Source organism: Niabella pedocola (genome assembly GCF_021044425.1).
GTDB classification, from domain to species: domain Bacteria; phylum Bacteroidota; class Bacteroidia; order Chitinophagales; family Chitinophagaceae; genus Niabella; species Niabella pedocola.
In genome coordinates this window covers 2,104,727-2,119,223 of sequence record NZ_JAJNEC010000005.1, presented here as the reverse complement: position 1 = coordinate 2,119,223, position 14,497 = coordinate 2,104,727, and the positions used below count along the sequence as shown (strand labels likewise).

Genomic DNA, 14,497 nt, shown 5'->3' with positions numbered 1-14,497 from the left:
GATTTTTATATGATAAAATAAATATCCTTCCGCTCTATGAGGCGAACACGTATAATTTTCATATAAATGAGCACAAACCCCTTCTGTAAAACATCAGGCATTCAGGCGCTACTTTGATAAGGCCGGTACAAGTATTGCCGCCAAATCTTTCAAAATCAGTAGAGGGCCTATCCAACACCACCCGGTCAAAAGTCAATAAGAATGAAGCTATCTGAAAATTTTATGACTTACGACCGTCTCGATACCAGGCTAAGTTAAAAAAAAATGTGCAGGGAAAGCAAATAAATATCAATAGCAACCAGTTTTTGATAAAACAAACTCGTTTTTAACCTGTAACATCTGTGATTAAACCCAGCTGGCCGTTCGCTGATTTCCCTTTCTATTGATCGATATTCTCCAAACTTCGATATCTATGCTTCTTCATATTGAAGTCGCTTAATGAGGTAAAACACGTTCTCAATAAATTATCGACAAAAAACGGTCCCCGTTATTAAAACTACCTGCGAAACGAATTAGCAATTGACCATTAAGTATCTTAATCATAATAGTATTTCTCAAGAGACCAACAACCCAATATGTCAAACTCTTTGCGTCTAATAAAAGAGAAGGAGCCGCAGAGGATAGAAGGGTTATTTAACAATCTGAAACATCCTCTTAATTAGTAAACGCTCTACACCGGCTGATTGACCCTTCTTCATACTTGATAGTGCGGGGAATTGTTACTTTATTAAAGTTCTTTTCGGAAAAACCAGTTCAATTAATCACAGTTATTTTGAATGGCTTTACCGTTTTAAAAGAAGGTTACTAGCCGGCGCAGTTCGCGCCGACTTCTCATAGGACAATTCTTCAAATCTACAACAAGCTGCTATATTTATAAAAAATGTATCTTTAAATTGAATTTGCCAAGTCTCTGTAACCTGTTAAACATATGAAAATCAAACAATGGCTATACTCTAAGATTTTCGTCAGAAACATGCTGGCAACGTTTGGATACAGGTCGGCATATTCTAACACTTCAGGAGGGTTTACGCCTTACTTTTCTTACCGGCTGGGTAATTACCAAAACGATTTCTACTTGTATTTCCAAAAAGAGCCATTTGCAATTCGCTATTTAAATGAAATTTTCAACAAGCTGCATGAATATCAAGGGTTTGATATTATTAATTACCTAGAGTTTCATTATAACCTATATCCCGAGAAAGCCGACTTCCTTCGCTTCCTTCAATATGAAATCAATGACCGGCTAAAAAAATCGGGAAACAGATCACGAAAATTGGTAACAGCTCTTGATTGGGTTGCTGAAAAGCAATTAGTAATGAAGGAACAATTCCAAGAAAAAGCTCAACAGGAACAACAAGATTTGAAACAGGAATTAGAAATGGGTCTTCATACAATTATTCAAAATGCGGAATCAAAAAATGCCTCCAATATTGACCAACAGGTAAAAATATTATCTGAAAAATTATCGATGCATATCGACCAGATTATGAAAACGACCGAGAACGGACTCAGCGAATTAACCAATTCTTTTACCACCGGCAATATTGAACTCAATAACCGTAACCACGAAGAACGTATAGTACAGCTCCTGATCTTACTGCAGGAGGTACAGGCTCCATCGTCCCTGCAGAAAGGCGAACAGCTGTTTAAAAAATTCTCAGACACTGATATCGCAGCCATACTTAAGTTGCACTTCGCTGCTTTTAAGGATAGAAAAATAAATACCCTGCAAAAAAGAGTTGGCGACAAAGGAGAAGTACTGAACTATAAAAATCCTAAAGTACAACAACTGATCCAGGCTTTAGAGGAGTTTTTCTATCACTGAGGACCTCTTAATTCTTTTTTTTATTGCTGCTTTATCTTTTCAAACCTAACCATGAGATTTTGTAAGCAATTTATTTTCAATGGATAAAAATCCATACTGTATCCATCATTGACTTTGCTCCTTTTCTAACCCATCTTGCCTCCATAAAACGAATTTTTATGGATACAGTTTTTTTACCTAATGAAGGAGACTTTCGCCGGTGGATCAGGGAGGCGGTGAAAGAATGTTTGGAAAATATTCCCGCACCCAGCTCACAAAACAATGAAGAAGGCGAGCCACTGCTGAACCGGAAAGAGATCGCAGGCATGTTCCGGATCTCCCTTGTAACGCTGCACGACTGGATGAACCGTGGTCTGCCATTTCATAAACAAGGCGGCCGGGTCTACTTTATCCGGTCCGAAGTACTGGAATATGTGAAACAAAAAAAGAACATTCACTATCAACCGAATGAAAAATGAAACGCTTTACTACAACCGACGCAAAACAAATTGACCTGGTCGATTATTTGGAATCCCTGGGGCACTATCCCGATCCCCGGATGAGCCATAACCAGGAATATTGGTATTTATCCCCGCTGCCCGGCAGAAATGAAAATACACCGTCGTTTAAAGTTGACCGGAGAAAGGGCCTGTGGTATGATCATGGGATTGGCAAAGGCGGAAGTATTATTGACCTGTGCATGTTGTATCACAGCTGTGGCATTCCGGAAGCATTGACCAGGTTACAGGATTTTCTTTCTTTTCATCGCAATCCGTTGCAAAACTTACCGCATTCGGGTAATGTTCCGCTCCCTGATAAAGAGAAAAAAATCCAGGTGTTGTCTACCGGCCCGATTGTGTCACCTGCGCTTATTACCTACCTGGGGCAACGGAAAATATCACTTGGAATAGCCCGGGAATATTGCCGGGAAGTACAATATGAGCTCAACAATCGAAAATATTACGCCATTGGCTTTCCCAATAACGCAGGTGGATACGAGTTACGTAATGCACATTTTAAAGGAAGCACGGCGCCTAAAAGCGTATCCTTTTTGAACAACCGCGCTGAGGAGATCAGCGTTTTTGAAGGCTTCTTCGATTTCCTAACCTATGCCGTCATTCAAAAAACGGAGATCACGAATACAAACATTTTGGTGCTGAACTCCCTGGCCTTTTTGGAAAAAGCCCGGCTGGTGATAGAGCAGCACGCTTCCATATATCTATACCTGGATCGTGATAACGCCGGACAAAAATGTACGGCTCAGCTTATAAAAGAAAATTCAAAATATAAAGACCGCAGTCTGCTTTATTATGGATACGCAGACCTAAATGAATGGCTGACCCGGCAAAGTCTTTCTTCTCACAAGCAGCCCCTGGAAAAAAGTGAACCCGAGGAAATTGCCCGCGCGGTTCAAAAACGAAGCCTGGGTCTCGGCAGGTAGTGAAATATTTTTTAATCAATAAAATAAAAGCAATGACAGATTTTAAGAAAAGAGTATTGTATTTAAACTCAGGAAAACATATCAGATTTTATGGAGACAGTATGGCCATCGGGCCGGGGTTGCAGATCGGGGAGGGCGCCACCCCAACAATTTTTGCCTACATAGAGCCGCAAAACCTTACCGGTGGCGCAGAGGCATCCGCCACTTCTTCCACAGGCCAGCAAAGAAAAAGCAGCATTGGTTCGGTACAAAATCCATTTGGTTTAACAGATACAGACCTCCATGAAATTGCCGATTACAATATCCAGTTATGGATGAACCTAAAGAATAATCTCCGCAAATATGGTGTTGACAATCCGAAGGTTTTTAACAGAGACGAGTTAAGGTAACCCTGCTCTAACTGGTGGACCACACTTCGCGGCTGACAATTTTTCCGGAAGGCTCTGATGCAAATCTAAAGGTTCCACTCATTCAAAAAGCAACCCGGTTCGTAACAATTAAAACGCTCTTAATTCCCATCGAAGGTAACGGCAAGGTGTACCAATTGTTGCACATTGGCTCCTTGCTGTTTAACTCCGAAGTCGTAACAGTTGAATACCCTTTAAAGCATCCTACAGCAAATAAAATGACGAACATTTTGAACGATCAAATACAAGAAAACCTCTTCGACGTTGAGGTAGCCAGCAATGTTTTGGTAATACCAAAACGGCTGGCCCCTCATCGCGCTGGGGCGTGATTCGGGGGCTTCTCATGCCGCTTGGGGTGGCATTCGAAAAATAAGACAATCCTATGAAGCAGGAAGATAAACCCGTTAAAAACAAAGGCGGCAGGCCGTTTAAGGCCATTAAACGTAATGTAGTGCTGACGCTCAAATGCAGCCGGTATGAACAGGTACGAATCGCAGGTAACGCTAAAAAAGCAGGGATGACTTTATCAGAATTTTTGCGCTCAATGGGGCTGCACGGACAAATTGTCGTAACAGAAAAAGCGCTGCCCAAAGAAGTTTTATTGCTTACCGGCACCCTCAATCACATGGCCGCGAACCTGAACCAGCTTACAAAAAGACATAACAGCGTGACGGATATTTTAACGCCGGTAGATCGTGCTGCGCTGGATATTTTATCAAAAGAGCTGAAGGGAATTGCATCCTCCATTAAAAATTATTTACAATGATCGCTACGATAACCATAGGAAAATCATTCGTCCATTGTATTGGTTACTGTTTGGAAGATAAACAGCAACTGACCGATGAAAAGAAAAAAAAGCTGACGGCCGGGGATGGTTTACGTCATAAAAACCGGGCGGAAGTACTGGCCTATAATCAGTGCTACGGGAATAAAAAGGAGCTGGCAGAACAGTTCCGGGACGTAAAAAAATTGAGCAAACGGGTAGAAAAACCCGTGTTGCATGCCTCTATCCGGTTGGCTCCCGGAGAAACACTCGCCCGCCACCAGTGGTTATCCGTTGCAGAAGAAATGGCCAAAGAATTAGGTGTTGCCGGTAACCAATACCTCGTCGTTCAGCACCACGACACCAAAGAGCAGCACATTCACCTGGTAGCGAACCGGGTGGGCTTTGACGGAAAAGCGGCCAGCACCAGTAATAATTTTTACAAATTGGACAAGCTCTGCCGGAGATTGGAAAAGCAGTACGGACTTACAGCCGTGCTCAGCCCCAAACAATTTTTACCCAAGGATCAGCAGCTATTACCCAGGCACGATGCCCGGAAAGAAAAAATGAAGGAAGACCTGAAGCGTTGTCTCAGGCAGGCGACCAACCTGGCTGACTTCTCCGGAAAAATGGAGCAATTGAGCTATACAGTTATCAAAGGGCGTGGGATTACATTTATTGATGACAAAAAAGTGCAGGTAAAAGGGTCTGAACTGGGCTATTCTTTAGCCACTATTGAAAAGATCCTGTTGGCAAAACAGGTGCTGCAAATAGGACCGGATGGACAAAAAGCCGATAAGTCCTTCTCCCAGCACACACCTTTTATACCGGGTATACTTGATTCGGGATTAATCGACATGAGCACAGCCGGCATGCAGATTGCGAGCGCTGCAGCGGACCTGATTGCTGAACTGTTTAAACCCTATTACCCTGCACCGGACGAACTGTCTGCTGCCGAGGCCATGAAACAATATTATCGCTATAATAAAAAGAAGAAGAAAAAACGCGGTTTTGGCATTTAACGGCAGTCTCTAAAAACATAAAATCTATATCACTGTGGAAGAAAAAATAAAAACAGAGGAAAAAGAATCCGTATTGTTTGTATTGAATGAGTTTTCGGAACGGTACCAGGAAAACAACAAAAATATCGCGGCCTTGACGGGTGAAGTTAAAGAACAGCATGGGAAAATTCAACAGGTTATTGAGAACCAGCAGCAGCAGAAACTCACCGAAAATAATACAGCGGTAATAGTTCAAAAGGAAGCAGAAAGATTTGAACGTATTATCAGCAAACAGAATTTTCCTGCTAAGGAAATAGAAGCACTGCGTCGGGAACTATCTGCCGTTCGTGAGCGGTTAGCAGAACCGTTGATCCAAAAACTGGAGCATTACCATCATGTACATAAGATCATTATAGCCACCGGGGTTCTTTTTATTGCCGTCTGCCTGCTTTGCTGTGGATGGTACAATACCTTTCAAAGACTGGGGCAATTCCAGGAAAATGATACCAAGTACAGGCTCATCCGGCTGGATACAGCCCTCGTTCCAATGCAGCGTTATCTGGACAAAGTGGATCAAATTTATACATGTAATCCAAAATTGAGGGATTCGGTTATAGCACAGGAGAAGGAAAATAAAAGAAATATGGAGCGACTGGAAAAAGCGTATCGTATGAATCAGGAAGCGGAGAAACTGCGGTCCGGCGTAAAGCAACGTCAAAAATCTGTAGGCACAAATAAATAACTGTCCAGCAAAATATTGAGTAATGAACAATCTGTAATTACCTGGCCTTCATGTTCCGTAAATGATTTTTTAAAGAGTCCAAATCTATTGCTTTACGCCGGCTTTTGAAAATATATTATTTGACTATGCCATTAATAAAGCGTATCTTTAATACAGTTACAGATACAGTTAAACATTCGCGGGTTATCACTCCCTTCCTTTCTCCTCAAAAGTGACTCTTTTTCAACAAGGTTTTCTGCATTCCTGTTTTACGAATAGTAGTATGACTATTTTAATTTTTTTTGTTGCGCTGTGGTATCTTTCACTGTTCAGCCAAACCTTTTTTCAGCACCGGTATGCAGCACATGGAGCATTCACGATGACTAAGTTCTGGGAGCGTTTCTTCTTTCTGTTTTCCTATATTACACAAGGATCTTCATATATGAGCCCACGGGCGTATGCTATCATGCACCGGATGCATCATGCTTATACAGATACAGAAAAAGATCCGCATTCTCCAAATTTTTCTTCCAATATTTTCAGTATGATGTGGCGTACCAGAACCATTTACTCAGGTATTGTACACAACCGTTATCCCGTAGAGCCAAGATTCGTAAGGAACTTACCGGAGTGGGGAGGTTTTGACCACTGGGCAAACTCTCCACTGTCACGTCTGCTTTGGGTGGCAATATATATATCCTTCTTTTTAATCTTTGCATCTTCTTTCTGGTGGTTTTTATTGCTCCCTGTTGTTATTACGATGGGCGCGTTTCATGGTGCGCTGGTTAATTGGTTCGCCCATAAATACGGATATATAAATTTCAGACTCGGAAATACGTCGCGCAACTTGTTAGTAGTGGATGTGCTGATGCTGGGGGAATCGTACCACAATAATCATCATAAAAAGCCTTCTTCTGTAAATTTTGGCAGCCGCTGGCATGAAATTGATCCGGTATATCCTATTATTCTGTTATTAAAACGATTGCGCATCATACATTTTTCAAAAAAGACAACGCATCTTAAGACGTGATGCCTCTTCCTTGTTTTATGTACAAATTAAATACTTTCTATGTCTAAAAATCAATTTCACGCGGCTAGCAGGCTGACAATTCTCAGCGGAGATAAAGAAATTATATCTGCCAAAATTTGTTTTACCAGCAATGCGATCGCTTTATTAAGCAACTATGCGGCAACCGGAGCTGCTATACATTTAGACGATTGGGAAGGGTATAAAGAACTAAGGAGCGGATCTTTCTACTATATTGTTACCGGCATTAAAAAAGCGGCTATTTCCGCTTAGGGATAGTGTGTTTAGCATTTCTTGACCGAGCTTCTTTAACTCCTTGCTTACTGATTATAGCTTTAATAATCCCTTTCAACCTGATAAAATGATTTCTATGACCAATAATAAAATAACAACAGCACAGATCGCTTTACTGCGGAAGGGGGATATCATACGCAGATTTCCTTCTAACGGAGCACCAGAAGAACAGTTTGATGAGACATGTAAAGAAAATACGGATGCCTTCGAAATCCGTTCTATAAATCTTAAAAATGATATGATAGAGCTAGTGACGCCGAGTGATAGCCGGGTGATTTTTTCCTCCCCGGGTGATATCAGTCATTTGTTTATTAAATCCTACAATCTCGTTGCACAAGGGATTTGGTGGATGTAGCGTAAAATTTTATTCCTGATTATTTCATTCTTTCTCTTTAGCCTCATTTTTAACAAAAAAACTTATTACAATGAACATGTATGTTTCGAATCTGGGGATTCATATTTCTGATGCAGATCTTCGTGGGCTTTTTAATCCATTTGGAACAGTATATTCTGCCAAAGTAATTACGGATAAGATCAGCGGCAGAAGCCGGGGCTTTGGATTTGTGGAAATGGCTTCCGCTTCGGAAGCTGCGATGGCCATGCATACACTGGATGGCAAAGAGGTTAAGGGAAAAAAAATTGCCATTTCCGTAGCAAAAGAGAGATAGGAGCTGACTGATAAAACAAAAATGGTAATTAACAGGCAGAAGGAGCCAGTCACCTTTGTCTTGTTTACGTACTCATGACATAAGAGTTCGCGTTTCATATTATTTTTTAAAATAAATATTCATAAATAGCATGCATTTCAAAAAACAAGACCTGGCAGGTACTCATTATACCTGGAATAACGGGCGGCATACTTTTAGCGGTGAGCCTACCCGCAGAAGATTTGATAAGAATAATGGAGACCAGGTTCTTTTCCTGATCAATTTCTATGCATCGCTAGCCGGACCAGTGAGCTTGTATGAAGGCCGGATTATTGAACAAACAATCACACGGGACCTGCCGGATATGGCAAAAAGTGAAGTGTCTGCCTTTAACTGGATCAGGAGGAGTGTTTTTACTACTCGTTAGTATTTGTCCGTTGTATTAAGGTGCGCTTTCCTGTTTCCGTGTTTGCTGCATAATGAAACATAGGCGTTGTTGAAAAACAAAGTGTTCTTATAATGTAGAAAGCAAGATTTTTTAAAATCAACCAGGATAACTTCATTATTGCCGAAGCCCGAAAGTAATTTCAGAAGCCTTATTCGGCAACCACATAGGTCAATAACTGCATAGCTATTACAGGAAAATATCCTTGCTTGGTTGTATACTGCCAACCGGAGCGCTCTGTCTTAAAAAATTCTCCCACTTCTCGATTATTAACGTATAGTCGATAATGTCTGGAATTCATTCTCCTACTTCTTCTCAGCTCACCGAAGATTGTTTTCCCTTCAAATTCAAATTGAACCGGAATGCGCATGGGTTTTATATGATTTTCTAAAGTCGTTGTTCCCCACGGAATGAATTAAAACCACTGATGGTTTATTTTACGTTATATGTGTGCATGTCTTCCCGGGATTTTTTGAATGCGTTTCTTTATCAGGGAAATGGCTTGCGCTTCCGTTTCGAATGTATTATTGATATTGACCAGGTTCCTGGCCAATTTATCGTACCGCTTCGTCATTAGGTAATAAAAAACGTGGAGATAGTGAATTCCGTCAAAGATAATGGCTTTTTGACGGGCAAACTCATCCTGTTTTTTTAAGAACTCCTGTGGCATTTCTGTGTAATGCATTCCCGGCCTTAAGTGATGTATGATATGATATCCATCATTCCAGCAGGTATGATTATATGGTGTATTGATACAGTTAATAGCATTGGTATAGATATTTCCGGGATTTTCATTGTCGATAAAAGAATGTTGCGCCCAGTTTCCCAGCATCATAACCAATCTTGCAAAGAGTAAAGGAAATACAAACACGATCAGAGTTGCTTTCAGATTTAAAAAGCAAAGTACAATACAAAAAGCGATATAGCTGCATTCTCCTACTGTCAGACGGGTATATAATTTTTTCCGCTTGCGGGTGTATAGATACTGAAAAGTTTCTATTACACCTTTAAAAAGAAAGTGGAAGAAATAAAGTAAAAAGCCCCTTAAGCTATCCCGTTGATAGGGCATAGTGCTACTGGAGTCTTCCTCATCATTGTTTTCGACATGATGCATGCCCATGTGATGGCTAAAGTAGCTTTCTGGTGTATGCCCGAATAACGGGCAAATGATCCAGCTGATGTAGCCATGAATTTTTTGCTGATATCCGGGCTTGAACATTTTCCTGTGACACAGGCAATGAAACATCAGTCCGAAGCGACCTTTAAAATAGAATTGAGAAAAGTAAAAATAAACAAGGGCTGTCAGCCACCAGATCCATCCGCTTAATAGGGGTGTAAACAGTAGCACTGCTACAGGAAGTATAAATAGGTGGATCCGGGTCAGCAGGTATAGAAAGGGCAGGTCTCTTTTATCGTTCATAAAGCCCAGCCAGAATCGTTCATAAGAGTTAAACCGGCTCTTGTCCGTATAAGTAGGATCTGTTAAATCGGATAATACTTTCATCAGAATATTTTTTGTTACTCAACGATTGGCAAACCGTTTTAATGATCTGATGTAAATTCTGAGCACTTACCTGACTTATAGAATGCTGCTATACTGTTTTATGCAAACACTAATGTAGCATTAACACCAAAGCTTTAATCATTACGGTTGTCATTAGTCAAATTTTTTTTATATAAAAATAAGGGGGCCAATCTCCCCCTTATATTGGTTATCTACCACCTTCTTTTATCAGACCGGTCTTCTCTTTGATTAGCAGCAGAAACGTTGATCCTGCGGCCTTCAACATCCTTTCCGTCCAGTTCTCTCATTGCTAAAGCGGCATCCCCTAAAGAACCCATTTCCACGAAACCGAAGCCCCGGCTCTTACCAGTGGCCCTGTCCATGATTACTTTTGCTGAGGACACCTGACCAAAAGGTCTGAAAAGTTCGCGTAAATCATCGTCTGAGGCATAAAACCCCAGATTAGAAACATACATGTTCATTGTAATAAATATTTTTGTTAAAAATGAGGCAAAATGAAAGCGGCAAAAAAGAGGAGAGGAGAAATAAAAACTATTGTGTAATAGATATTGTAACTGATCTTATCCTAGATGGTGGCGTATTTATGCCCGTATACTTTATGAAGGTAATACATTTCGGGTGTAACAACTAATTTATTTTATCAGCTAACGATATAGGGCTCATGCGCCCGTAATGCACTTTTATTGTGTTATTAGGTCGGCTATTGAATGTAACAAATTTCAACTGCCTGTTAATTGCTGATCCTAAGCCTTTCACAAATAAGCAGAAGCCGGAAAAGGTATATGTGTACCTTTAAAGGATGGTTCATCAAAATCTTCTGATTGTCCTGGTTCTCTTCTTTTTTATGGTGCTGTTATATCTTTTAAGTGAGCGGGTGAAGATGTCCTATCCTATTTTTCTGGTAATTGGCGGCCTTAGTATTTCTTTTGTGCCGGGCATTCCTAATGTCAATATTGATCCCGATATCGTCTTCCTGATATTTCTACCTCCGTTGCTTTTTGAAGCAGCCTGGAATACTTCCTGGAGGAATTTTCTGACCTGGAAGCGTTCCATTTTCTCGATGGGGTTTGGCCTGGTGTTTTCCACATCTCTGGCCGTTGCTTATTTATCCATAATGATCATCCCTGATTTTACGCTCGCGTTGGGTTTTTTGCTAGGTGGCATTATCTCGCCTCCGGACGCCGTAGCAGCTACTTCTATATTAAAGGGAATGAAAATGCCGAGGAGTGGCCTTACTATTCTGGAAGGAGAAAGCCTTGTAAATGATGCAGCTTCTCTAACTGTTTTCAGGTTCGCAACAGTTGCCATACTGACCAATCAGTTTGTTTTTAGAAAAGCGACAATCGATTTTGCAGTGCTTGCATTTATGGGCGTTGCTGTAGGGCTTGTTGTGGCCTATTTACTGTTCTGGATACTTCGTTCATGGGCAAAATCATCCCGTATGACTACCCCCATAACTATTATTGCTCCATACCTGATGTACGTTATTGCAGAAGAATTTCACTGGTCCGGGGTACTTGCTGTAGTTAGCGGAGGACTGTATCTGTCTTCCCACGCAAAGGATTTTCTTAATTACCGTACACGACTTCAAAATAAGGAGGTATGGAATATATTGGTTTTTTTGCTGAATGGCTTTGTCTTTATCCTCATTGGTCTGGAACTGCCTATGATCGTGGAAGGGCTTGGAAGTTATTCCCTGAAGGAGGCTATTGGATATGGCCTCCTTATTAGTGGCATTGTTATATTGATCAGAATTATCCTGGTTTATCTCACCTTTTTCCTGCCTCGTCTCCTGAGCAGCAGCATAAGAAGAAAAGAACCAACGCAGGGATGGAAGCTTCCGTTTATTATTGGCTGGGCCGGTATGCGCGGAGTAGTTTCACTGGCTGCTGCCCTTACTATTCCGCTGACAATGGATAATGGGAGCAGTTTTCCACACCGTAACCTGATCTTGTTTATTACTTTTGTGGTAATCCTGATAACGCTGGTTTTTCAAGGCCTTACCCTGCCCGTTTTCTTACGGATTCTTAAGGTGGAGGACGCAAAGGAGAACCTTCTCCCAAATGAACAGATGGATGCCATTCGGTTACGCCTTGCCAGGCAGTCGGCCACATACCTGGAATCCAATTATTCGTCAGAAATGGCGGAATACAGCTCTATACAACGCATCATGGAACAAATTCGCAGAACTATTAATGCAACTGCGGCAGGTAAAGAACAAGACGAAAAAGACCTCCTGGATTCAGCCCAGGATCTCAATAAAAAGATTCTGCTTGAGCTATTGCAACTCCGGAGGTTGGGGCTGCACAGCATACATGAGGAAAATCTATATGATGAAGAGGTGATAAGAGATCTGGAGAACAACCTCGATCTGGAGGAATCCAGGCTAAATAAGCGTTGAAAGTTATTCTTAAAACCTAGGGCAGGAATGAGTTCGCGTACGTCATAATTACTTAACACGGCTTTTAAAAAATGCAGCCTTCGCTGAACCTGCCAATAGAATAACTGTCAGCACCTCACTGCTTTAGATAGTTTCCCGTGTTTCGGATTGGAACAGTAGGGTTTTTAAGCACTCTGCTTTTCTGCCATAGATTACCCTCTGTGTTAGCTTGCATATTGTAAGTCGGGCATGATATTTAAATTATCAGGATGGGAATAGTAGGTACATTTGCAGCAGAAGGCATTAACGCCAACACCGCTCTTTTGAAATTATATATTAAAAATATGGTTTGTATCCGTTGCAAAATGGTGGTGAAGGATGAACTTGTTAAATTGGGGTTGCATTACGCATTAATAGAGTTGGGAGAGATCGAGGTTATCGAAAATATCACCAATGAACAACGTGAGTTTTTGAAGATAGCGCTATTGAAATCGGGGCTTGAACTTATGGATGATAAAAAAAGCGTACTGATTCAAAAAATAAAAAATGCCATTATTGAACTGGTTCATTATTCAGAAGACCCCTTGGCTGTTAACCTCTCCGGCTACTTAAGCGATAAGCTGCATTACAATTATACCTACCTGGCTAATCTTTTCTCCGAGGTGCAGGGGATAACAATCGAAAAATTCTTTATTGCGCATAAAATTGAGCGTGTAAAAGAATTACTGGTATATAACGAGCTAAAGCTTACTGAAATTGCTTATCTGATGCATTATAGCAGCGTGGCCCATCTGTCTAATCAATTCAAAAAGGTGACAGGACTTACCCCCTCTCATTTTAAGCAGCTCAAGGATAAACGGCGGTCGATGCTGGATAACTTATAGCGGACGATTTTCTTTAATTTGGTTATGTGTGAATTATATAACCTTTTCGCAAATAGCTGTAAGAGATAGGATATTTAATAAAGCGATATTTGCGTGTATTTGTTTTGTTGCTATTTAATCATCATTATTATGTCATTACCCATTGGTTTTGTGTTAATTCGTTCTTTTTTGTTTCGAAAGAATAACATCCCAATTTTAAGGGAAGCGAGAAGAAATGAAAATGCAGGTCTCTTTGAAGCGGCGATAAAAGATTACGAATCAGCTCTTGTTGAATTAAAGATGATCAGATTTCACCATGCCTTAAAGGATAAAATTTCCAATAAAATCAAACTCCTGCACACAGTCCTGGACTATCATAAAAACATGCAGTTCATCCGGTAACGCAGTATTGTCTGAACCAATAAAAAGTAATTTATATAAATTTAAAAAAATGAAATCAGCAATTGAGGATAATGCCTCAACCGCATTGGGGGAACAAACCATTCCTAAACGGTTTATTTCTGTATTGGCACATGAGATCCGGAACCCATTGACGAATATCAATCTATCGCTGCATATTTTAAAATCGGGAATTTCTGATGACCGATTGATTCCCTTTCTGAATATTATTGACCGGAGCTCGGAAAGGATTGATGGCCTCCTAAAAAATTTACTTAATTTCCGGGATACAGATGAACCAACCGAACAATATAATGCCGTTTATAAGTTATTAGATGAGGCACTGGCCCTCACTGCCGACAGGATTCTATTAAAGCAGATTAAAGTAAATAAAAATTACGACAAACAGCGCTGTGCAATTATACTTAACAGGTCTCAGATGTGCCTCGCCATTACCAATATTATCATCAACGCAATTGATGCTATGCCCACAGATAATGGCAAATTAAGTCTTTTGACAAAAACAATTGATGAGGGATATATAATACAAATAGAGGATAATGGCTGCGGTATTTCTAAAGATGATCTGAAGAACATTTTCAGTCCGTTTTTTACAAAAAGACCAGGAGGACTGGGGTTAGGACTGGCAGTTGCTTACGATATACTGATTTCTAATCACGTAAAGGTAAAAGTAGAATCAGAATTACTAAAAGGCACCCGGTTTATTCTATTATTTAAAAAACCTTTTTTCATCGTTCCGGAAATCGCTGATTGAATTAT

Annotated in this window: 17 protein-coding genes; 15 read left to right on the top strand and 2 right to left on the bottom strand. The window is 40.6% G+C overall.

Translation table 11 applies throughout. From position 1 onward, the window contains the following. Positions 1–928 precede the first annotated feature (928 nt). The 12 genes from LQ567_RS16335 (at position 929) to LQ567_RS16280 (ending at position 8,532) form a co-directional block, all read left to right on the top strand. Positions 929–1,825, top strand: a complete 897-nt coding sequence (locus tag LQ567_RS16335) for a hypothetical protein (protein ID WP_231005997.1) — start codon at positions 929–931, stop codon at positions 1,823–1,825. A gap of 158 nt (positions 1,826–1,983) precedes the next feature. Then, a complete protein-coding gene (locus tag LQ567_RS16330; protein WP_231005996.1) occupies positions 1,984–2,283 on the top strand; it encodes a helix-turn-helix domain-containing protein in 300 nt (99 codons plus the stop codon). Next, a complete protein-coding gene (locus LQ567_RS16325; protein WP_231005994.1) occupies positions 2,280–3,245 on the top strand; it encodes a toprim domain-containing protein in 966 nt (321 codons plus the stop codon). Before LQ567_RS16330 ends, LQ567_RS16325 begins: the two co-directional genes overlap by 4 nt. Positions 3,246–3,277: 32 nt before the next feature. Continuing rightward, positions 3,278–3,634 (top strand): hypothetical protein, encoded by a 357-nt coding sequence (locus LQ567_RS16320; protein ID WP_231005983.1) that lies wholly within the window; start codon positions 3,278–3,280, stop codon positions 3,632–3,634. Positions 3,635–4,034: 400 nt separating this feature from the next. Further along, positions 4,035–4,418 carry a plasmid mobilization protein gene (locus LQ567_RS16315; RefSeq protein WP_231005981.1) on the top strand — a complete coding sequence of 128 codons (384 nt, stop codon included), beginning with the start codon at positions 4,035–4,037 and terminating at the stop codon, positions 4,416–4,418. Then, the gene (locus tag LQ567_RS16310) at positions 4,415–5,437 is read left to right on the top strand and encodes a relaxase/mobilization nuclease domain-containing protein (RefSeq protein WP_231005979.1); all 1,023 of its coding nucleotides are present in this window, start codon (positions 4,415–4,417) and stop codon (positions 5,435–5,437) included. The genes LQ567_RS16315 and LQ567_RS16310 overlap by 4 nt, the downstream gene beginning before the upstream one ends. A 34-nt stretch (positions 5,438–5,471) precedes the next feature. Further along, positions 5,472–6,158, top strand: coding sequence for a hypothetical protein (locus tag LQ567_RS16305; RefSeq protein WP_231005977.1), 687 nt, complete (start codon positions 5,472–5,474; stop codon positions 6,156–6,158). A 262-nt stretch (positions 6,159–6,420) separates the two neighbouring features. After that, the gene (locus tag LQ567_RS16300; protein WP_223709502.1) at positions 6,421–7,167 is read left to right on the top strand and encodes an acyl-CoA desaturase; all 747 of its coding nucleotides are present in this window, start codon (positions 6,421–6,423) and stop codon (positions 7,165–7,167) included. 39 nt (positions 7,168–7,206) lie between these two features. Then, positions 7,207–7,437: a hypothetical protein gene (locus LQ567_RS16295; protein ID WP_223709501.1), complete on the top strand. Its 231-nt coding sequence runs from the start codon at positions 7,207–7,209 to the stop codon at positions 7,435–7,437. A gap of 97 nt (positions 7,438–7,534) precedes the next feature. Beyond that, the gene (locus tag LQ567_RS16290; RefSeq protein WP_223709500.1) at positions 7,535–7,813 is read left to right on the top strand and encodes a hypothetical protein; all 279 of its coding nucleotides are present in this window, start codon (positions 7,535–7,537) and stop codon (positions 7,811–7,813) included. A 70-nt stretch (positions 7,814–7,883) separates the two neighbouring features. Next, the gene (locus tag LQ567_RS16285) at positions 7,884–8,126 is read left to right on the top strand and encodes an RNA recognition motif domain-containing protein (RefSeq protein ID WP_223709499.1); all 243 of its coding nucleotides are present in this window, start codon (positions 7,884–7,886) and stop codon (positions 8,124–8,126) included. A gap of 130 nt (positions 8,127–8,256) precedes the next feature. Continuing rightward, positions 8,257–8,532: a hypothetical protein gene (locus LQ567_RS16280; protein WP_231005975.1), complete on the top strand. Its 276-nt coding sequence runs from the start codon at positions 8,257–8,259 to the stop codon at positions 8,530–8,532. Positions 8,533–8,992: 460 nt separating this feature from the next. On the opposite strand, the gene LQ567_RS16275 is transcribed toward LQ567_RS16280, so the two are convergent. Further along, positions 8,993–10,054: a fatty acid desaturase family protein gene (locus LQ567_RS16275; protein ID WP_231005974.1), complete on the bottom strand. Its 1,062-nt coding sequence runs from the start codon at positions 10,052–10,054 to the stop codon at positions 8,993–8,995. 212 nt (positions 10,055–10,266) lie between these two features. Further along, positions 10,267–10,536 (bottom strand): RNA recognition motif domain-containing protein, encoded by a 270-nt coding sequence (locus LQ567_RS16270; protein ID WP_223709496.1) that lies wholly within the window; start codon positions 10,534–10,536, stop codon positions 10,267–10,269. A gap of 338 nt (positions 10,537–10,874) precedes the next feature. On the opposite strand from LQ567_RS16270, the gene LQ567_RS16265 reads away from it, so the two are divergent. From LQ567_RS16265 to LQ567_RS16255, 3 genes are all read left to right on the top strand, one after another. Continuing rightward, positions 10,875–12,476 carry a Na+/H+ antiporter gene (locus LQ567_RS16265; protein ID WP_231005971.1) on the top strand — a complete coding sequence of 534 codons (1,602 nt, stop codon included), beginning with the start codon at positions 10,875–10,877 and terminating at the stop codon, positions 12,474–12,476. A 248-nt stretch (positions 12,477–12,724) separates the two neighbouring features. Beyond that, complete coding sequence (locus tag LQ567_RS16260; protein ID WP_223709493.1) at positions 12,725–13,339, top strand: helix-turn-helix domain-containing protein; 615 nt, start codon at positions 12,725–12,727, stop codon at positions 13,337–13,339. A gap of 430 nt (positions 13,340–13,769) precedes the next feature. Beyond that, the gene (locus LQ567_RS16255) at positions 13,770–14,492 is read left to right on the top strand and encodes a sensor histidine kinase (protein WP_223709489.1); all 723 of its coding nucleotides are present in this window, start codon (positions 13,770–13,772) and stop codon (positions 14,490–14,492) included. Positions 14,493–14,497: the final 5 nt, after the last annotated feature.